The organism is Paraglaciecola sp. G1-13 (assembly GCF_055809255.1).
The window spans coordinates 3,734,459-3,756,371 of the sequence record NZ_CM147903.1 but is presented as its reverse complement, the minus strand read 5'-3'; the positions used below and the strand labels follow the sequence as shown (position 1 = coordinate 3,756,371).

13 protein-coding genes are annotated in these 21,913 nt (G+C 43.3%); 7 read left to right on the top strand and 6 right to left on the bottom strand.

What is annotated here, in order from left to right; translation table 11 throughout:
• Nucleotides 1-21 precede the first annotated feature (21 nt).
• The 3 genes from AC0L6N_RS15955 to AC0L6N_RS15945 form a co-directional block, all read right to left on the bottom strand.
• A complete protein-coding gene (locus AC0L6N_RS15955) occupies nucleotides 22-1,749 on the bottom strand; it encodes an alpha/beta hydrolase-fold protein (RefSeq protein WP_473475906.1) in 1,728 nt (575 codons plus the stop codon).
• Nucleotides 1,750-2,378: 629 nt separating this feature from the next.
• Entirely contained in the window at nucleotides 2,379-2,579 is a 201-nt protein-coding gene (locus AC0L6N_RS15950; protein ID WP_473475904.1) for a hypothetical protein, read from the bottom strand.
• Between the two features lie 281 nt (nucleotides 2,580-2,860).
• Nucleotides 2,861-3,592: a helix-turn-helix transcriptional regulator gene (locus AC0L6N_RS15945; protein WP_473475902.1), complete on the bottom strand. Its 732-nt coding sequence runs from the start codon at nucleotides 3,590-3,592 to the stop codon at nucleotides 2,861-2,863.
• 122 nt (nucleotides 3,593-3,714) lie between these two features.
• Here AC0L6N_RS15945 and AC0L6N_RS15940 point away from each other — a divergent pair, with 122 nt between their 5' ends.
• From AC0L6N_RS15940 to AC0L6N_RS15930, 3 genes are all read left to right on the top strand, one after another.
• On the top strand, nucleotides 3,715-4,101 hold the full coding sequence (locus tag AC0L6N_RS15940) for a VOC family protein (RefSeq protein ID WP_011576281.1): 387 nt from the start codon (nucleotides 3,715-3,717) through the stop codon (nucleotides 4,099-4,101).
• Between the two features lie 454 nt (nucleotides 4,102-4,555).
• Nucleotides 4,556-5,143, top strand: coding sequence for a DUF2780 domain-containing protein (locus tag AC0L6N_RS15935; protein ID WP_041714593.1), 588 nt, complete (start codon nucleotides 4,556-4,558; stop codon nucleotides 5,141-5,143).
• Nucleotides 5,144-5,225: 82 nt separating this feature from the next.
• Nucleotides 5,226-8,450 (top strand): DUF748 domain-containing protein, encoded by a 3,225-nt coding sequence (locus tag AC0L6N_RS15930; RefSeq protein WP_473475900.1) that lies wholly within the window; start codon nucleotides 5,226-5,228, stop codon nucleotides 8,448-8,450.
• Nucleotides 8,451-8,584: 134 nt separating this feature from the next.
• Here the strand turns inward: AC0L6N_RS15930 and AC0L6N_RS15925 are convergent, their stop codons facing one another.
• The 3 genes from AC0L6N_RS15925 to AC0L6N_RS15915 all read right to left on the bottom strand — a co-directional run bounded on the left by AC0L6N_RS15925 (nucleotide 8,585) and on the right by AC0L6N_RS15915 (nucleotide 15,868).
• Nucleotides 8,585-11,626 carry a TonB-dependent receptor gene (locus AC0L6N_RS15925; protein WP_473481355.1) on the bottom strand — a complete coding sequence of 1,014 codons (3,042 nt, stop codon included), beginning with the start codon at nucleotides 11,624-11,626 and terminating at the stop codon, nucleotides 8,585-8,587.
• A 91-nt stretch (nucleotides 11,627-11,717) separates the two neighbouring features.
• Nucleotides 11,718-14,432, bottom strand: coding sequence for a poly(beta-D-mannuronate) lyase (locus tag AC0L6N_RS15920; protein ID WP_473475898.1), 2,715 nt, complete (start codon nucleotides 14,430-14,432; stop codon nucleotides 11,718-11,720).
• A gap of 422 nt (nucleotides 14,433-14,854) precedes the next feature.
• Entirely contained in the window at nucleotides 14,855-15,868 is a 1,014-nt protein-coding gene (locus AC0L6N_RS15915) for a polysaccharide lyase family 7 protein (RefSeq protein ID WP_473475896.1), read from the bottom strand.
• Between the two features lie 675 nt (nucleotides 15,869-16,543).
• Here AC0L6N_RS15915 and AC0L6N_RS15910 point away from each other — a divergent pair.
• Genes AC0L6N_RS15910 through AC0L6N_RS15895 form a run of 4 tightly spaced genes read left to right on the top strand, consistent with a single transcriptional unit; the run spans nucleotide 16,544 to nucleotide 21,771 of the window.
• Nucleotides 16,544-18,004, top strand: coding sequence for a sensor histidine kinase (locus AC0L6N_RS15910; RefSeq protein WP_473475893.1), 1,461 nt, complete (start codon nucleotides 16,544-16,546; stop codon nucleotides 18,002-18,004).
• A gap of 2 nt (nucleotides 18,005-18,006) precedes the next feature.
• On the top strand, nucleotides 18,007-18,423 hold the full coding sequence (locus AC0L6N_RS15905; protein WP_473475891.1) for a response regulator: 417 nt from the start codon (nucleotides 18,007-18,009) through the stop codon (nucleotides 18,421-18,423).
• Nucleotides 18,424-18,452: 29 nt separating this feature from the next.
• Nucleotides 18,453-20,009 carry a PAS domain-containing sensor histidine kinase gene (locus tag AC0L6N_RS15900; RefSeq protein ID WP_473475889.1) on the top strand — a complete coding sequence of 519 codons (1,557 nt, stop codon included), beginning with the start codon at nucleotides 18,453-18,455 and terminating at the stop codon, nucleotides 20,007-20,009.
• Between the two features lie 52 nt (nucleotides 20,010-20,061).
• Nucleotides 20,062-21,771 (top strand): two-component system response regulator, encoded by a 1,710-nt coding sequence (locus AC0L6N_RS15895; protein ID WP_473475887.1) that lies wholly within the window; start codon nucleotides 20,062-20,064, stop codon nucleotides 21,769-21,771.
• Nucleotides 21,772-21,913 lie beyond the last annotated feature (142 nt).

Genomic DNA, 21,913 nt, shown 5'->3' with positions numbered 1-21,913 from the left:
TTTGTTTTTATTTAATGGAGCTTATTGATATTTCCAGCTTTCTAGATCTGCACTTTTTGGCGCTGCATCTTGAATTCGCTTTAATATTTGAGGTACATAGAAACTGTTGTACCTTAGGCGTGAAATCGCATTTGAATTTTCGTGGTCACCGTTCCAACAGTGTTCATCCCGGTCGCCATAATCAACTACACCTTCGTATGCAGGTTTGGCATTTTCTAAGAATTTTTCGGTAAGATAGACGGCGTTGTTCAGGTAATAATTATCCATATCACCAGTGTATATATGTATTTTTCCTTGAAGTTTGGGACCTAGCTCAGCCCAATCCCGCTGCATAATGTATCGTAGGTCAAAATTGTCACGCCAATACATTGCAACATCTTTGTCAATTTTGCCTGTTTCTTTATCCCATATGCGCTTCGGATATCCGTCTTCGCCATTAGGTGAAAATACTGCTTCCCAAATATCCCATTGTTGGCCTGAGCGAGATTTGTCACCGAGTACCAATTCCCAGCGATTCTCCATTTCCATATATCTAGATATGTGACCGAGGTAATTACGATGTGATGGACGTTCTATACTGGAGAAGGGACCCTTACGATAGTAAGCGTTTTCATCTTCGTATAAGTTCACCGTCATGAATTGGCGAAAGTCGATAGGGTCTGGGCATGCTGCAAAAGCGCCATTGTATTCATCAGGATACTTGATCTGAACTCCCAAGGCTTCCCAGCCACCGGTTGATCCCCCATACAAAAATCTCGCCCAACCTTCACCAATACCACGAAATTCCTTCTCAATTGCAGGAATCAACTCATAAGTTATTGCGTCGCCATACGGACCAAGATTTTCAGAATTAACCGCGTAGCTATCATCGTAATATGGATTACTATGATCAATTTCTGTAATCAACATTCTTGGAGTATCTTCAGCAATCCAATACTTATAAAAGTCATAAGATTCTTGTGCTTCAATTTTATTATAACAATCTAGGTCAAAACGTTTGCTATACACACATTCAGCATTTGGATCTGGTGGCGTTTCACTAAAACCACCAAAATCTGCAGGAAAGTGTCCGTGAAATATCGATAAGGGAAATCGCGATTCAGGGTGTTTGTCAAAATCTCGAGGTACAAGCACGTGGGCTCTCAAAAATACGTCGGTACCCCAAAAATCAGATAACAATTTACTTCGGATTTTAATATGGCGAATAAACTCACTATCTACTGGCTCATCAATTTTAGGATTAACTTCACTCAGTTCGATTTTAATCGTGTCTTTACTAGCTGGATCGAAGTTAACTTTAACGGGTTTGCTTAAGAGGTTACCCGGCTCTTTTCTCCAATTTTGTCCTGCTCCCCTAGCTGCTGGAAGCTTTACGGTCTTACCATTAGACAAATTAAAGGTTTCATATTTATGCAATACCGCTTGAACGTAATACTCTCCTTTCGAAATTGTACTAAGACTCTTTGCTGGGAAGCCGAGGACTTCGTTACCAATACTTATAGATTCCCCTGGTTCCAATTTATTGACGTTCACTCCAAAAATCTGTGCCGCATCAAAGTCAGCACTAACTTGATTAATCGGACTCTTCTCATCGTTTGCGGCCAAGACCAAAATCATACGGCCGTCATATGTTTCTTGTGGTGTAGTTTCGGGTAAATTTAACTCAAACGTTTCAGCTCTTGATTGAGCTGTAATGGCGATAAGGCTTGTAACTAATAATGACTTTAGAAAAGCTCGTTTAGTAATCATGCTGTCTCCCTATTTATTATTTTTATGTCTAACTCTGTCGCGAATCCACAGTACTCCTTACGGGAAAGGGACAAACCTCGCCAGAACTGCTTAATTTCATATAAGCATGCAAGGGTATTTACCGTCAATCTGATTTTAAATGTATAAAATCATATGGTTAGAGTATTAATATAATAATATGGAGAGTATTTAAGTTACCTTTTTTGTAAGTGTTACAATGTAATGTTATGTAAAGAACGTGCCGGTATTGTACGTAAAGCAATCTATAACTGTGCATTAATTGTGCATCGATCACGCGCAAACTAATACTTTAGTATAATGACTTTTTGTACAGCGAATTTTCTAAGGTATGAATCTTGACGTGTTTCTAAATATGTACACAATTTACAATTGCTAACATTTTTAATTGAGATACCGAAATTTTATTTGGCTATTAATAACAAATTTTGTAATTGACTAGATTTATTCTGAGACTCAATTTTCGGGTTGTAATGAAGTGGGGGTAACATCTAAGTGAGGGGAGGAATGTGACTAAACTTATGAAGCAAGCTTTGAAAAATAAAGGGTGTTCAGCTTTATATCTCTAAAAACAGCCTCTCTGTCTATAATTCGTAGCTCATTCTTTAGCTTTACTTGCGAAAAATCTCTTTCCTTTCATCTGGCACATCAAATTTAACTTTAATTTCTTTAATCTCAACAGGTATATCAATACCTGATAATTGATTACTATACATCTTGGGAACAACGTGGCTGTAATGTTGCTCTATCATCTTAATGCTGGTGCCACATTGTCTTGCAAATACTTCGAGAGAGCCAGTTTTGGCTATCATCCCCCACGCTGTATATGTATGTAATTAGCTGAATATATAGCGTGAGTACCCGCAGGAGAGTCTTTTAACTCCGACTTATTAAGCTGTCTAGCGAATGTTGGGCCTATTATTCGTTAGTTTTAAGTGATATTTCCCTAACTTTGCTTACCCTTTTTTTCTAATACCGAGTGGAAATAGAAATAGTAGAGGTAATCAAATTTACTTTAGATAACTGCCTGTTATCGCATTTTAAAGGCAAAATACTGACAAATTTAGGCAGTTTTTTACGCGTTAAACTGATGCTACAGCTTTGGATTTGTACAATCACTATGTGTGTTGTTGTTAGTATTTTCCTCTTCTTTCACCATTTTTAAATAGGTTGCTAGGCTCTTGTCTTTTTCGTCTTGGTAACGGGTGTTGAGTTTTGTGAATTCGGATATTCGGTCGAGGCGAAAGTTTCTATAAGCACCGCGCAGTTCGCACCAGCCGGCGAGTAGCCAAATAGGACTAAAAGAAATTAACGCCAGAGGCCGGATAGTACGCTGACTTTGCTGGTCGCTTAAATCTGTATAGGTAAAGCTTACAAGGTGCTTGCGCCTTATGCATTCTCGCACTTCGGTGAAGTTCACCTGCCATGGGATTTTATAGCGACTGGGGGCTGAAAACGTGCTGATTTGATGAAGCTCGTTGATGAGCGGGGCGGGCAGAGTTGCTTGTATTTTGCGATAAGCACTTTGCGCTTTTTCAGCGAACTTTTCGTCAGTCCAGTTACTCACCATACCAATGCCCAAGGCGATTGCTTCTAGTTCGTCGGCATCGAACATGATGGGAGGTAAATGGTACTTTTTATCAATCACGTACCCTACGCCCGCTTCACCCAAAATTGGCACGCCGGAATCAATCAGGTCTTGTATATCGCGATAAATGGTTCTGTGACTTACTTCTAATGTTTCAGCTAAGGTTTGCGCCGTCACTGCTTGGTGCATTCTGCGTAAGTGATGAACAATATCGTTGAGTCTTTCGGCTTTGCGCATATTTGATTGCTTTGGCGTTGTGATTACCTGACGTTATGTTATTCAAACACTACTGACATTAGCTGTCAGTAGTCAATGGCTACTATGAAGTTGCGTTAATTAATAACTTACAGGAGAGCGCAATGATTGGTTACGTAACGGTTGGAACAGCTGACTTGGCGAAGTCAGGTGCATTTTATGATGCGTTGTTAGGAACGATAGGGGCGACGCGATTTATGGAAGAGCCTAACTACTTTATTGCATGGGCCAAAGCCCAAGGAGAGGCATCTCTTGGGGTGGCATTGCCTTTTAATAAAGAGCCCGCCACTGTGGGTAATGGCACTATGGTGGCGATTGCACTAGAAACCCCAGAACAAGTGGATGCGTTTTACCTAAAGGCATTAGAGTTAGGTGCCACCACTGAAGGCGATGTTGGCTTTCGCCCTGCGGATGCCAAATCGGGTTTTTATGCAGGATATTTCAGGGATCTAGATGGCAATAAGCTCAATGCTTTTTGCATCGTGAGCTAGGCCTATTAGTAAATTTGCTTTCATCAGTCTGTTGACTGAGTAAGCAAAGCTGAGCAAATCATGCTGAGCTGAAACAGCAGTCAATCCCGTGATGCTTGTGTGCAACTCTATGCCCTGAAGTGCAGTAATTCAGGGCTTTTTTTGTTACTTTCGACCCTTGAAGTGTAAAGACAACCTTTACACTCTGGTTGGAGTAAACCGCTGTAATCTGCGTTAATATATACCGTTTAATGACACTTCACTTTATTAACCGAAATTTATCAACAGAGCGGTATTAACCGAACGGGCAAAATCGAACTTTATACACATATCGCATTCTAAAACGAGCATGAAGGGGAGCGGGTGCCTATTTACGTCGCGTTTCTAGTGGTATGTGACATGTATTCAGCCCAAATACTCACTCTATTGAACAATTTAAGGATTTATATATATGAAAAGCAGTATGAAAAGCAGCATGAAAAGCAGCACGAAACTATCTTCTATTTTACTTATTACCACGTTGAGCTTGTCGTCACAGGCGTTTGCGAATGACACAGTAGATAAATTGAAAGGTTTGCTAGGTAAATCCGGCAACACTGAGTCAGTCCAAACAACGCAGAGTGACGCTTCAGAGGCATCTGAATCATTAGATATAGCAAGCTTGGTTAGCATGGTGTCTGATAATTTAGGGGTGAGTGAAGAGCAGTCTCAAGGCGGTGTTGCATCCATTTTTGATTATGCTAAAGAGAACCTATCGGGTGGTGATTACACCCAGCTTGCTTCGAGTATTCCTGGCTTAGATGGTCTAATGGATTACGTTCCAGACGTGTCTTCTGACTCATCGTCGAAAAGCTCTGCCATGTCAGGCTTGTTAGACAAGGCTTCTGAATATAGCTCTTCGTTAAGCAGCATTAACGAATTGAAGAAGCAATTTGAAGCCCTTGGCTTAGATTCTGACATGATCAGTAGTTTTGTGACCCAAATCAACGCTTACTTAAGCGGTGACAGCGACACCCAAGCATTGCTTCAATCTGGGTTAGGTAAGTTAACCTCTTTACTTTAATCATCGTTTGGCGGGCTTATTGTCTATCTGTGGTCGGCTCGCCAGCCTATAATACTCTTCTCGTTTTAACATCAAGCCTGCCATGTCATTCAAAAATTTAGCTTCAACGTTCAGCAAGCAAGCAAAGTGGGTACGTATTGCTACTTATCTGGTTATTGCTTATCTCCTTTATGCACTGATTTTAGGTGTTATCACGCCGCTGGTGTTGCAATCTCAGTTGCCCAGTGTGCTAAGTGAAAAAACAGGGCGTGATGTAAACATCGAAAAAATACGCATTAATCCCTTTTTATTGCGCGTCCGGGTAACGAATATTCAAATTAACGAACAAGCTAGCAATGAGCCTTTTTTGCACGTTGCGCGATTAGAGCTAGATGCAGGATTTTGGCAATCGTTATTACACCTGACACCAGCGGTTAAACATGTGTTTATAGAAAAGCCATATGCTCACGTAGCACGCACAGCGGGTGGCGATAATACTCGTTTTAATTTCACTGGTATGATTGAAGCGCTTTCTCAAAATGGCGATAAGCAACCGCAGGAGGATGAAGCGACTAGCGAAATCCCACATATTCGCCTTGGATTATTCCGACTTTCAAACGGCCACGTGATGCTGTCAGACAAGGTGACAGGCACTCAAATCAATTACCCAGAGTTAGGGTTCGAATTAACCGACCTAGATACACTCGCGTCAATCACGGTACCTGCCACAAAGAGGGATGCCCTTCTACCCGAAAATCACTATGCGTTTACCTTACTAACCGATGAGGGCGGGGCGGTTCATCTTGACGGGCAATTTCAATTGTCGCCCGTTGACGTTAAAGGGAAAATCGAATTAGAGAGTATTGCCCTGCCGCCACTGTGGCCACTGTCGAATGAACTGATCGAAGCAAAGCTTACAAGTGGAGTGTTAGATTTCAATTTACACTATGGCGTAACACAGCATGATACGGGTGTGCGCGTACAAGTTAACCGTGCGCAACTGGGCGTTACGGATTTGACCATCAGTGATGCTAGTAATCAGCCTAAAATCAATATTGCAGGTATACACATTACTGGCGTTGAACTTGATACTGCTAAGCAGCAGATTGATATTAATAGTATTCGAATCGATGAACCGTGGTTTGAAGCGAGCGTCGATAAAAGCGGCGTGGATCTGGTTGCTTTACTGACGCCGAAATCAGAAACATCTTCTGCTTCGAACGCTGAATTCAATACAGAATCGATAGCTGAACCTAAAACGAAGCCACAATCAGAGCCTGAGCCAGAGGCTAAAACTGCTCAGGGCACAGAGCCACAAAACGAGTCTCGAACGGAATCACAGGCTGCATCTGTTTCACCCAAGCCCGCCGAGCTCGCATGGCGTGTTATCCTGCAATCATTTGCGTTGAACAATGGTGGCGTCGATCTAATTGAAAGTATGATGGCTGACGGCGTTCACTGGCGGGTGTTTGATATCAATGCCTCAACAGGGGTAATCGATACGCGTTTTGAAAGCCCTATTGATTATACATTACAGCTCGGGATAGGAAGCAATGCTACTAAGCGCCCAACGAGTGCATCAGGCAAATTTGCGACTAACGGTAAGGTTATGGTTGCGGAGCAAAAACTGTCCGGTTCGGTAGATTTTAGCCAGTTCGCCTTGTCGCAATTACAGCCTTATATCTCACAGTATTTGAACGTCAACATGCAAGAGGGTGAGGCTGGCGTATCGGGTACATTTGCTGCTGGCGTCAATAGCCCTATTCGCTTTACTGGGCAGGCTGGCGTGAGTGCGCTTGTGATCACCGATGGGCCCAAACAAGAGCCGCTGCTTAAATGGCAAGATATGCAAGTGGCTGGCATTCAATACGACTCACAGAAACGCGCATTCTCACTGCAAAAGATCGCCTTTGATAAGCCTTTCGCCAAACTAGTGATTGATAAAGATAAAAATACCAATATCAGTGATTTGGTTGTACAGCAAGCTGCAAATGATGGGAGCACTGAGCATGCACCAGCAACTGATGACAGTAGTGATACAGCACGTCAATCTGACCAGCAAGCGTCATCAGAAATGGCACCTGCAATGGCGATTAATATCGGTGAAATTAGCCTGCTCGATGGCAAGGCTTACTTTGAAGATAATTCATTAAGACCGCGTTTTGCATCCAGTATCGAGGCGCTCAATGGGAGTATTGCTGGGTTGTCGTCTAGTGCTGATAAAACAGCGGATGTCGATATTGCTGGCAAAATTGATGGCTATGCGCCTGTTGCATTAAATGGGGCGATTAACCCTCTGCTTGAAGATATGTTTCTCGATTTGAATTTTTCAGTCAGTGGCGCAGAGCTGACCTCGGTTAACCCCTATTCAGGCACATACATGGGGCACTTTATTGATAAAGGATTGTTGTCTCTGGATGTGAAATATTCCCTGCAGAACAATCAGTTACGAGGTGACAACCATGTGGTGATTGACCAGCTAACCTTGGGTAGAAAAACAGATTCAGATCAGGCGCTTAGCCTGCCATTGGGGCTCGCTATTGCGTTATTACAAGACTCAGATGGGGTGATTGACTTAGGCATGGAAGTGTCAGGTGATTTGAATAACCCTAGCTTCGGTTTTGGCTCTATCATATTAAAAGCACTAGGCAACATAATTACCAAAGCCGTCACCGCGCCTTTTTCCTTATTGGCTAATTTAGTCGGCAGTGACGACGAGTTGAACGAAGTTACGTTTTCCTCTGGCTCTGCTGCGCTGAATGACGATATATCTGAAAAATTGAATACATTAGCTGAAGCTTTGGCTAAGCGCCCAGGCCTTCGAGTTAACATTGAGGGTACAGTGAACGAGGTGCCAGATGCGTTCGAATTGGCCGAACAAAAATTGCAGCAACAGTTACTTGATGTGTCTGGGGAGGCTGCTCTTCCTGTTGATTTATCTTCAAGTACGTTAGCACTAGCCAGTCCGTTTGGAAGTGCATTAACCACTATGTTTACTAGCGCGACGAATAAACAAGTGGATGAAGAAAGACTCACAGTAAAAGCCCAATTGTTGCAAGACCAACCTGATGCAGTTGATGGCCAAAGCACTATCACTCAAGAGCAGCTGGACCAAGCCCTAGTTATTGCCATGTACAATCAGGTGAGAAACAGTATTGATATTCCTCCGCATGCCCTAGGGAAACTGGCCGATACGCGGGCTAAAGCAGTTAAAACCTTCTTAGTTAACTCTGCCAATGTTGATACCAATCGTCTATTTTTACTCAATAGTCGCCAGCATTTACAGCGAGATAAGAGCGGTGTGACGCTCACTCTGGAAGCTAACTAGCAAGCTGACGAGCACGTAGTCATGTTAGTGATAAATACAAAAATGCCGCTCAGCTCTTCTACTTAAAAGAACTGAGCGGTATTGTCTTGTTTTAGACGTTCATTGCTATGTGCGTAGCAATTGACGCCTTGCAGTTAGTATTTAACGCTGACACCTGCGAATAAACGAGGGCCATAGTCGTTTACTTCTCCCAAGTTGCCTTGCACATAGTAGTCCTGAGATTTCGGTGCGCTAAATAGGTTAATCGCCTCTACTTTCACCCGTATATTGCTATTGATTTTATACGATGCGCGGGCTTCCCACACTCCTACTTCATCAACATAACGAAGACGTGTGCCGTTGCTGGTATAAGGCTGGAAATATTCGCTACGATACTTATAAATAAGCGCAGTGTCTAAATCACCAATTTGATAGTACAGCTGACTGCTAAATACATGCTCTGAAAAGCCAGGTACGGAGCCAGGTGGAACAATTCCGGCTTTAAGTTGGGTGGTGTTACCGTCTAAATCGGTGATAAATGTATTACCGTACAAGCTGTCTTCGAATTCAAAGTCGGTATCAGCATAGTTGTAGCCTATTTTGATACCAATGCCGCTGTCCCAGCGATAGGCGATTGACGTCTCAATACCAAATAGATCCGCTTCGTCGTCTGTGGTAACCGAATTGGTGACCGGCAGTGCAAAGGTTTCTCCGTCGATTTCGAAGTTTTCTAATACAGTTTGTTGTTGGAATCCGCCTTGGAATTGCTTGTAGTAAAAGCCGAATGCAAAGATAGAATCCTCGTTTGGATACCATTCAAACGCCACATCGTAGTTCCAAGACATCAAAGGCTGTATATTCGGGTTGCCCGAGCCGTTTACACCGACAAGTAAGTCCGACAAAGACGTTGGTGCAATATCATCATCTGTTTGGAATGTGCGGCTGTAGCCCATATCAGACGGATCAGCGCGGGACATACCACGGTAAATCCCGCCACGAATTAATATGTCGTCGCTGTAATTAACCACCAAGTTAAAGCTCGGTAACACTTCAGTGTAATCACCGCCGCCTTCGATTCTTTCTAAAGAGTCACCGGGCACAAGACTGAGCACGCCTAGCTCGTCGGTGACTACATCAAATGTATTTCTAAAGCCGATGGATGTGACGTCTGTATCAACTACGCGAACACCAAAGTTACCGCGGATCAACTTACCAAACATTTCAGTGTCATAACTTGTCATAACGTAAGCTGAGTTGGTTTTTTCAGTGACATCTATGGTGCCACTGTTTTCATACTCTAGTTCAGGGTAACTAAAATCGGCCCCACGAGATGCGGCAACCGCCTCAGAGAAGCATAAGTTATCATAGGTTGCCCAAGACGAGCCTGTTCCGCTATCAACTACATTGCCTTCACTATCTACATGGGTAACTATATTGCCGTCAGACACTTCAGATAAAAAGCCGCTCTCTGGGAAGTCTTTTTGACAGCTATCGAGTACCTCTAGGGCGGTTGTTTCACTCGTGTCTAGGGTGTATTCATTTCTTGAGCCGTTACCTTGACTGCCGCCGTACTGAATGAAGCTCAACTCAGATGTTCTAAGGCCTGCTTGCACACTGGTGAACACCTCTCCATCTAAGGCATAATCAAAATCTATGCGTGCTGATTTGATCTCATTGTCACGGGTATTTTCTCTATCGATACGGGTGCGTAAGCTGTCGGTAAAATTACTGATATCAGTCACATCTAAATCGGTGACTGTGAAGTGCGGAATTTCTTTGCCCATATCCCAGCTAAAGAACTGTCTGTCTGGTGTGCGACCTCTATTCGATACTTGCAATTCTTCACGCTCAGTTTTTGAGTAAGACACATCCACGTTAATGGTCAGCGCGTCTGTAGCGTAATGCTCTACGTTTAATCCATAACCGCGGTATTTTTCTTCCCGAGAAAACTGCTCACCTGCAGACTCAATCCTGTCTTGACCTTCCCAGTGCAATATACCGCCCACACTATTGGTTACTAGCGTTGGACCGGTTAAACCTGGGATCGCGCGTTTTTGTAAAAAGATTAAGTCGTGACGGGATTCTTGTTGGGTGCGATCAGATACTTGTGCATCGAAGTTGATATCCCACGCGTCGGACGGTTGAAATTGCAATGCTAGGAACAGAGCGTCTCGTTCATCCGAGGTCTCATTTTGGCGGTAGCTACGGCTACTGCCTGTCCACGCATAGGGGATTCCATCACTTTCGGCTACGCCAGTTTCTGGGTCAATATTGGCTTGATAACCTTGGTTGTTGCTGCCACTGATTTGGTCCTCACAATCCCCAGCACTGCTGCGATAAAAGCCTTCATTAGTGATTGTAGGGTCGTTTAAGCACGGCCACAAAGAAGAGCCCGTAGGGCTAGAGCTTCTGTACTCAGCTTCTGGTTGGCTAATGTCTTGACGCTGCACACCAAAAGACACCCCAAGTGCTTGGCCGTTATCAAACTCAAATTGGTCAACATAACTAAAGGTACCGCGAAACCCTAAATCCCCTTGCAAGGAGTTGTCGACATTGCCTTCATCAGGGTTGTAGTTGGCTTTGACTTCACCTTGAAAGCGTTGCTTGCCAAAATCCAGCGGTTGGACCGTTTCTAAAGAAATCACCCCAGCCACACCACCTTCAATCATGGAAGCATCTTGGGTTTTGTAGATAGCGACTTTTTTAACCAATTCTGACGGGAACTGCGAGAAGTTAACCGAGCGGTCACCACTGCCATTCGTCGCTTGACGTCCGTTAATGTGAGTCGCACTTAAAAACGGGCCAAGACCACGAATGGTAATTTCCGTCGCGCCGCCGTTCTCTCGGTGTGATGCCGCGCCAGTAATAGATTCCAGCGCTTCACCAATAGAAAGGGCAGGCAAATCACCAATATCTTCAGAAGAAAGTCCGTCAACCACAGTGGTGGACTCACGCTTGATGGCAATTTGATCTTGAATTGTGCGTCGGGTGCCGACCACGTCAATGATTTCCAATTCAGCATCATTTTCGTCAGTTAATTGCTGTGCTTCTTGTGCCTGCAAGGCAAAGGCCGTTGTGCTGGCTAAACTTGCGAAAATGGCTGTTTTTATCCATTTAGCCGCTGGGCTCAGTCTAAATTTTCTATTCTCCGTGCTAATCGGATATGCGGTATTCTTCTGCAGTGTGGTCAACGACATTTCGAGATCTCCGTTGTGTCTTTTCATGCTTTCTTTCATGCTTGTGTCGCGGCGAATGGTAGTTTCAGTGTGTAAAGGCGCTCGGCGTTGATTATTCATCGCTTGCCACCCAAGTTGAACCAACGCCCACTTCCGTCGCTAATATGTAGTGAAGGCCTTTAGCGCCTGCTATTGCTTGTGCGCCAGCAGGATCGGTTTCGGTCAGCGTGTTGCTGGCCGTCACTAATTCAGGTGCTTCTTTGCCGTTATCCGCGGGGTTTTGGTCAATTGCTCCATCTGCATCAAATTCACCATTGCCATTTAGGCCTCTGATATCAACCCAGTCATCGTCTTCTACATCCCCTGAGGCATAGCTGTCGCTAAAGCCAAAGCTATTGGAAAACAGCGATTCGGCGTGGTTAATTAAATCGCAGTCATATTCAAACGAATGGTCACTGCTGCTGTCATCAAAGGCTAAAAAGAGCCCTTGGGTATTCGCATTGTCGTTTAAACCATTTGCAATTAAGTTGGCGTCAAAGTTAATCACGAAGAAATTTTTAGTAAGGGCGTATAGTTCTGGGTTGTTTGCTGCGGTGAGTTCATCACAATCACCCACGGGGGCTTTCGAGCCAATCTCGGTACTAAAGACAATAGGTTGTATTGCGTTGAGTACCGTATTGCTAGCCACTGTCAGCGTTAAGTCACCTGAGCCATCAAGTACTGCTTGGTTGCCTGAATTTGGCACGCCGCCATCGGCTTGTGAAAACGGGTTGGCGGTGAATACAATGCCGCCCGCTTCTTTGTTGGTGGAGCGAATACCTGCGATATAGTTATTGCTGATGGTATGGCCTAGTGGTGTAACCAATACGCCACTAGGTCGGTCATCAGAGCCCGCTATATCTGTGGTGCGCAAAATGATGTTGTCGCTAACGGTATTGAAGCCACCGTCCTCTAATGAGATACCGCCATTGGCATTGATAATGGTATTACCCTTTATCGTGGCGCCGGAGGTTTGCACCCGCATTAAACGCCGACCGGTGACGAAGTTTTCAACTCGGTTGTACTGTATGGTGAAGTTGGCGTCGTCAGCTGCATCACTTCCCGTTGTGCTTCCAAGATTGAGGAGCAACAAGCTTGAGTTGTCAAAATTAGGGTTGTTGCTGTCGCTGAACAAATTGTACTGAATGACGTGATTAGCACTAGATGATGCTAATTTGATTACAGAGCCTTCTTGCGTGATTTCACGGCCTTTAAAGGTATTGCGCTCAATTAATGCACTGTCACCTTTTAGCATAAGCCAATGGTAAGCTTCATCTGGATAATTCAGGACTGTGTCTTCACCATCCATAATATTGTGTGAAAAGACAAAGTTATCCCCTTCAGAGTAGATAATCGCTTCTTCGCCACTGTCGCAAGTTGAGCCGGATAGCGTATCTACATCGTTGAACGTTATTCCAGTGACCGCTGCGCCATCGACGCCACTTGCTACGTGTATGCAGAACTCGCCGGTGAATGTTGGGGATTGGCCTTCTAGCGCTCGCAAGGTAATGGCACTGGTAAGTGCTAACTCGGCCATTCCCGTGTAGTTGTTGGTGCTTAGTCCTAGCACATCGCCGTCTGCCAAACTGCCAATGGAGGCTTCTAGTGCCGTGGCATCCGCTACAGTTTGTGTATAAACCAACGTTTCGAGCGCGTCAGTGACGGTCGCTGAAAACATATCGTTATCCGTATATGAAGCGCTAACGGATATGATTGACCCGGCTTCAGCTGTTGGAGTGAATGTTTTGCTGTTGCTATCAGTAATTTCAATACCGTCGGCGGACCAAGTATAAACCACATTGCTTTGTTCAACGCCGTTATTGTCGGTAATTTCTGCGCTCAGGGGGGCGCTGGCAAGATAAGGTGACGTGCCCACTATCTCAATACTACCGGCTTGGTCCACCGCAACGCTAGTGACTGCAATAGTAGGATCTGAGATGTAGTTTTCATCAAAGCCATTATCGTCGACATACATTAGCTCGACTGTAATGACACTGCCTACGATAGAAGCATCAACCACATAGCTATTATTAGTTGCACCGGCAATGGCGCTATCATCAGCGTACCATTGATAACTTACCGTACCTGAAACACCGTCAGGGTCAGCTATTTCTATCATCAAGGTATTCCCGACCGTTGGGGTACCTTGTATCTCGACAGCTCCGGCCGAGTTGACTCGAGATACGCTATTCGTTCCGCTTGAGGTCGGAGACTCACTAAAGCCCCGGTCATCTTCAAACGCCGCCGCAACAGTAATGACCGTTCCGAACTCATTCTCACCTAGGGTTAACTCTGATGTAACTTCACCGTCGATGACTGCATCATCAGCAAACCAGGTATAAATAACTGTTGCGCCTTCGATACCGTTTTGATCTGCCACTGAAGCGCTTAGCGTAGAGCCCACCAAAGCATCACCACTTATGGTAACTGAAGCTGGAAAGGCAATAGCCGATACGTCCGAGGTCGGGTCACTAATGTGAGACTCATTGATATTGCCATCGTCTGTGTATAGCGCTTGAACCGTTATGGGAAATCCAATTTGTTCATCAGTGAGTGTCAATGTTGATGAGTTCGCGTCCCCAATGGCTACGCCGTCAGCATACCAATAATAAGTAATCGCGCTTGAGATCCCGTCGGGATCATTTACAGATGCACTTAAGGTTTCACCAGATAAGGCTGTGCCTGACAGTGAAATAGAGCCCAATGTGTTGGGGTTATTGTTCGAGTCTGTACCGCAGCCTGTTATTGCCGCTGCAATCGCACAAAGTGCAAATGTTTTAAGCTTCATGATGGCTCTATTCTCCATGTTATTGGTTTTTAGTTATGCCTTTGTGGTTACCAAATGGTGGTTTATTGGATTACCAAAAGTTATTTTATTAATACCAAATTGTTAACCTGTTGGTTATATAAACACATACACGAAACATCTTTCAATGGTTATATGATAATTATTTACATTAAGTTTACATTTGGGGTCGAATTGCTTTCGAGTATTTTTTGTCACGTTAAGTGACGCAAAATTGAAATTATGAGACGTGATTTCTCAGCTGAAAAATGAGCAGGATCCACTACGGCCAATGAAGCGCTCTCAATGGATGATATAACAGAGATGTCAAACGATGCGTCTGTACGTCTGATTGAAAAATAAACACCAGATGCATTGGTAATTGAAGGATTCGTGGCGCGTAGGGCCACCATTTCTACTGAAGATTAATCTCGATAGCCAGCATGTTGATTTTTGAGATGATAAAATGTGGCTTGAACATAGTCTTTTGGATCGCCGCCGTTGTTTTGATTGTAAACACCGGCTTTGAAATACATGTATTGATTACTTTTACCATAGCCACTGTTAGTCATATCAAACGTCTTTGTTATGTTCGGCTTTGATTGGCGTATCAGCGTGACAAACAGCACATTATTCTCGACACTGATTTTATAGCTAAATTTTTCATTCAATCTGATGCCATCAGTAGGGTCTGGCAATGTATGTGAGCGAGAGCCAATAAGGTTTACCCAAGTGTCATCACCATCATTCTCTTCATGAGCGAAGTAAATTGAGCCGAATTGATTGTTAGGTAACTTACGATAATACAGCCGAATAGGCTCATCATCAGTAGCATGTATTTGACCTATAATGACCCGACCTAGCATTTTTTCATCACCCGTAGTTGAAACACGATTAACCGCTAACGTTGCTTCTAGACTGCCTTCAACGGCCGCTGCTTTTCTTTTAACAGAGCCGTGAGCACTGGCAAAAACCCAATTGTTCTTGGTAATGCCTTGGGTTTTAACGCGCATGTTGCCACGCCTAAGCATTTCGCGAAGTTCGGTGCGAGCATACTTGGTATTTTTGGACGTTTTTGCTCCCACATTGGGGCAGGCGAATACCATGCCGCCGTCATCTGCGGTGTAGAAAAGGGGTTTTAATTCGAACCCACTACTTAGCGGTTTCTCATAAATGGTGTCTGCTTTTAGGTCTTTGTTAAGATCTGTCGGTAGGGTTAAGCTCCAATCTAACAAGTCAAAATTATCGCTGGGAGGTTTGTCTGCGCCGAGACGGTTTGCCTCACCTAATAATAGGCCATCGGGGAGTGAGCTATGTGATTCAGATAACGTATTGGGAGTATCGTTGACCTTGGCCACGGCGGTTGCCGAATGCATGACAATAGTGATAAATAGCAGAGCTTGTACTGTATTTAGAATACTTTTTACTATTGATCTCATATCACTTCTCGTCGGACTCTTTTGCTGGATTTTTAGTAAACATTTTTAAGTAAATTGCTTCAAGTACAATGTCTTGAATAGAGTGCACCAACCCAGCGATGAACCAGGTTGTTCCGCTTAACTTTTCAGGCCTGATTCGGTTAATTCCGTGTCAAACACCTACGCTAAATCGACATTGCAATCATTCATAATGTAAACAAAGTGTTGCTAATAAGTCAATTCTGCACTTGCCAATTTTAGGTGATTGGTTTGTTGTATTGGTCTTACCGTTAGCTCCCGTTGTTTTCGTTACAGCATGGACCGCGATGCCAAATTTACTATTGCGCCGTTTTATACATGTAAGCTTTGTGATTACTTCATCGGTGCGTTGAATTGCGTTATCCCACAATTCTTGCTCATTTAAAGTGCGCGTAAATTTGAGGGGCATTTTAAATTTTAGGATTGATTGGGCAATCACGAAGGGAAGGCAACTAATGCTAGGAAAAAATGGCACTAAATACTTTGGCTTCTCAGTATTTAATGATTCTGCTGGGAGCGTTGACAGCGTCGTTGTTTATAAAATGCTTATTTTACCAAGACATTTTAATTTACTTGACTAAAGTTAATGGGTGGACGACTGTAAATCATTGATAATAAGAAATTAAAGCCTTTAAAACCGCACCCATAGAGATACCAATGAAAATCTCCAGTAAACTCCTGCTTATCGTTGTGTTGACCATTTTCGAAATAACGCTCACGCTATTTTCGATACTTGAGATCTCCAAAGGAGCCAAGTTTCATCAGTTGAACTCCTTGCATCTTAAGTACACCGTTCAATTTTCAACATATATTTCGACGTTGGAAGAAGACCAAGTAGATGAAAGAGAAAGTGACCTAGAGCAGTTGCGGATGGCAGTCAAAAATGTTCGCCAGCAACCCACTGAATGCTTAGATACCGTGGATTTTGTCAACGGTTTTATCATGCGCCAAATAGGTACTTTCCACGCAGTAGAAATATGTAAAAAAGATATCAATGACGCCAATTTTGCATTGAGCGTTATCGATAACTACGCTCAAGGTTTGATAGAGCGTGACACCTTTATTACTGATCTGAGAGACGTTGCACTGAGATTTAATCAAAACTCTGCGGATTTTGAGAAGCCAGTTGCAGATACTGTATCTTTTGTTATGCGCACTATGATTCCTTTTGTTATCTGTATTTCCTTGTTTAATATCCTCTTTATTAGTTACATGTCGAAAACGATTTCTTCTTCTATCCGGAACACAATTAAATTACTAAGACGCACTGACGATACGCAAATTCTGTTTGAGCAGATAGAAAAACGTACAACAGGAGAGCTGAAAACACTGTTAAAGGTCGCTAAAAAACGTATTGCTAATGAAATGCTGACTGCCCAGATTAACCAGAAGCTCGAACGTCTAGTAGAAGAACGCACAAACAGCCTTTTACGAGCAAATGATGAGTTAGCACAATTTGCATATCGGGCTTCTCACGATCTTAAAGCACCGCTCACCTCATCAAAGATGCTGACCCAGTTTATTGTCGAAGACATTGAAAATGGCAACTATGCCAATGCCATCAATGATACCAATAAAATTCATGATCAAATGGAGCGTCTTGAGGCTTTGGTAATCGGTATTTTGTCGTTGACTTCAGCGGATGCGGAAAATGGTCACTACTCTAATATCTCATTGGATGCGGTCATAGAATCAATAGAGCAGAGACTTTTTGGACCTGAAAATATCTCCAAGGGATTTGTTCACTTAAAAGACGACATGACCCAGCCGCTATTCAGTGACGAAGTGCGTATTGTGCAGATATTAGAGAATTTGATATCAAATGCGTGGAAGTATCGAGATGACTCTAAAGAGACTGAGCCATATGTGAAGGTATCGTCACGCTGCGTAAACGGTGAATACCAGATAGTGGTTGAAGATAACGGTTTAGGTATTCCAAGCGCTCGAAAAGATGAAATTTTTCAGATGTTCAAACGTTTTCACCCCAAGGTAAGTTCAGGTTCAGGCTTGGGCCTAGCGATTGTGAAGAAGCATGTGGAAATTTTAAAGGGAACCATATCGGTAGAGTCATCAGAGCGTGGCACCTCTTTTGCTATTACATTGCCTAAACAGGTGTAAATATGAAAACAGTAAAAGTACTTATCGTAGATGACAGTGAGCTCGACCGATATATTCTACGCCGTCAGTTAAGGGTGTTAGGTGTTGATAAAGTGGAAGAAAAGGACGATGGCTCAACCGCTCTTGAATACCTGCGAGATTACGAACGGAATCTACGGTTACACCCCGACAAATATCCGCCCATAGTCATCTTTTTAGATATAAATATGCCTAAAGTAAACGGGTTCGATTTTTTGAAAGAGTTTGCCATTCTTCGTACGCAATTAGCCATATTGTCTTGTGTGGTCGTGATGTATTCATCTTCTGAGCGACGTGAAGATAAAGAGCAGGCTTTGAAGTATGAGTTCGTTCAACGTTATTTAGTTAAAGGTGAATTAAACCAAGGAGTGCTTGATGAAACGATTCAAGCGCTCGGCTAAAAATGATGGATAGCTGAGAAGGAAGGCAAATGCTAGAGATTGAACATTACATCGGAAGACCTAATCTGGCTGCAGAAGATTCAGAATGGCAGCTGAATTTAGATCCCTCCTTACTGGTCAACCTCAATAATATCTGCGAACTTGTTTTGCTAACGCTCGAGCCACTTTACTGCAGATTGGCATGTCACTATCAAAATATCGCTATTCCCGTCGCCCACAGCGGAAATGCCACAGCGCAAATGCTCGCAGATACCCATTCTTTTCGACAGTCGTTGTATTATCGAGATCAGGTAAACACCACAGAGTTAACAGACGCGAACTGGGTTTGTATTGACGACGATTATCATCGCGTAAGTATGCCAATCGTTCTTGGTGACGCCGCTGGTGGCAAGGTACCCTTTGGTTATTTAGAGTTATATTACAGTCAAAAACGAGAATTTCTGCCCAAGGATATATCTACCTTAAATGTGTTAGTACGCGGCATTACTAGCCATCTTGAGCAGCACAAACATATTATCGAATCTCACCAAGCACGCGAACTTGACCAGCTTGTCTCTGAATATAATAAGGATTGGATCTACGTTAAGGACGCCAAATTTAGGTTCATTTACGCCAATCAAGCGTTCATGTCACTTTTCCCTAAAGATAGACAGCAAGAGGTTATTGGCAATACCAATGTCAAAGAGCCTAGTGGCCAAGAGGCTAAGGATATACTCATCCAAGACAAAAAAGCGTTCAAAGATGGCCAGTGTGTCAGTATACAAGAGGCGTACTCTTCAGCAGGTCAAAGGATGGTATATGAGACGATAAAAAGGCGATTTTACAACGCTAGCGGAAAGCCTCATATTTTATGTATTTGCAGAGATATCACAGATCGCGAAAATCTGATTCGGCAGTTGAAAAACGCTAATGATGATTTAGATGATTTTACCCATATCGCTTCTCATGACTTAAAAGCCCCTTTAAATGCCATACGTCGACTCCTTGGTTGGATTGAGGAAGATTGCCACAATATTCTGCCAACGGAATCGCAAGAGAATCTTCGCTTAGTTGTCAATCGTGCCAATAGGATGTATCAGCTTTTAGACGACTTACTTTCATTTGCCAAAATTGGTCGTAAAGATACAACCACAAAGCGCATTGTGTTGGAAACTCTGGTAGCAGATTTAACGCCACTCTTAGACGCCCCAGAAGAGTTTACTATCAATGTTGACCCTGCAGAGCTAACGGTCGCCCCCGTTCCGTTTAAAACGATCATGCTAAATTTATTGGGAAATGCAGTTAAGCACAACGATAAATCAAGCCCACAAATCAATGTTAGCTTTCGCGAAATGCAACATTTTTACGTCGTAGGTATTGAAGATAATGGCCCAGGTATAGACCCAAAACACTTTGAGCGTATCTTTCAACTTTTTCAAACGTTGAAATCCAGAGATGAAGTAGAAGGCAGTGGGATAGGACTCTCTGTTGTGCTCAAGCACCTGAACCAGTACGGTGGCAAAATAGAAGTTGACTCTGATGGCGAAAATGGAACTACATTTACTGTGTATTGGCCAAAACCTAAACATGGAGTAGAGCAGGGATGAGAACATGTTTCAGTTATAACGTAAGACGCTATGCATCCATTGGGGGTGGCGTATGAAGGTACTCATTGTTGACGATGATGCTGTTGACAGGCGTGTTGTAAGAAGAACGCTTAGCGCGTCGGGTGATACCTATCATGAAGTGCAAGAGGCTAGTTCTGTTGCAGAAGGACTTGAGCTACTTGATGGCAATCAATTTGATGTCATCTTACTTGATTGTCGTATGCCGGAGGTGGATGGCATTGAAATGGTCACTGATATGCATGCCAAGCCAGATATGGGAAATACTGCGGTCGTTATGATAAGTGCCTCAGACGATCCCGCTTTGGCGCTGCAATGTATCGAAGCGGGTGCTCAAGATTATATTTCTAAAAATGAGATCACGTTAGCCAAGTTAGAGCGTGCAATTTTGCATGCTAATAAGCGCTTCGAAATCGAGCAGCGCATGCACATGAGTTATTTAGAAGTGAAAAAAATGGCGGAAATGGACCCCCTAACAGGTCTGTCAAATCGCTACCATTTTGAAGAAACCTTAAAAGTGATGATTGCTAGCAATAAACGAGACGGCAGCAATGTTGCCCTTTTAGCATTGGACTTGGACAACTTTAAGCACGTGAATGACACCATGGGACACGAAGCCGGTGACAGTGTGCTTAAGCAGTCTGTAAAGAGAATACGCAGTTGTTTGCGCAATAATGAAGGGTTCGCACGCCTAGGAGGAGACGAGTTCGCCATTATTCTGGGGGACATCGCTCGTGTCGAGGATGTAAACAACATTAGCAATCGTGTGCTCAATTCATTTAAGCAGCCCTTTAATATTCAAGGAAAAGAATTTGTATGCGGCGTTAGCATAGGTGTAGCGCTATGCCCAGTGGATTCAGATGATTCTCAAGCACTGTTGAAATGTGCAGATATTGCTATGTATCGCGCTAAGCAAGATGGCAAAAACGGCATTAGGTTTTATGAGCCTCATTACCAAATAGAATTTAACCAACGGTTTATTATTCATAATGCCTTGACGAATGTGCTCGAAAATGACTCGTTCAGGTTATTCTACCAACCTATTTTCTGTGCTAAAAGTGACAAACTCCTAGGCTTTGAGGCACTGATCCGCTGGCCAGAAGCAGAAATATGCTACACGCCAGATGTGTTTATTCCCGTGGCAGAACAAAGTAAATTAATTAATCAAATTGGACGGTGGGTCATTGAAACCGCAATCGCACAGCTTTCGACCTGGCATCAACGGTTTGATGCAAACTTGACCCTGTCGATTAATATCTCCCCAGTACAGTTGCAAAATGACGGGCTACTGAGCGAGTTTCAGCGCACGCTTGAAGCGCATAACGTGTCAGCAAATAACATCATATTAGAGATAACTGAAACCGCATTGATTAAAGATAACAGTAAGGTAACGCACTCTTTGAATATCTTGTCTGAAAATGGTTTCAAAATTGCGCTAGATGATTTTGGTATGGGGTTCTCGTCGGTCGCGCACTTGATGGATTACCCCATTGACATTGTTAAATTAGATAAGAGTATGCAAGCCACTATGCAAATCACAGATAAACGCTTAAGAGTTTTTGAAGCGTTAGCACTGATGCTTAAAAAATTGGACTTCATTGTGGTTGCTGAGGGGGTAGAAACACAGAATCAAGTAAGCCTATGCCAAAAGTTCGAATTAGATAGGCTACAAGGGTATTTACTCGGCATGCCAATGGACGTCACTAAATGTAGTGCGTTTCTCGCTAAGAGGTATCAGGAGTAGTGCAATAAAGCTAACTCCCTAGATGGTTTTCAATTCATTACACATGTATTTTCAGTGTTTTTATCCTACCTAGTGGATCGGCACTAGCGTTATAACTCCCTGTTACCTATCCAATTGTTGGAAAGTCTCCCCGCTTGAGTTA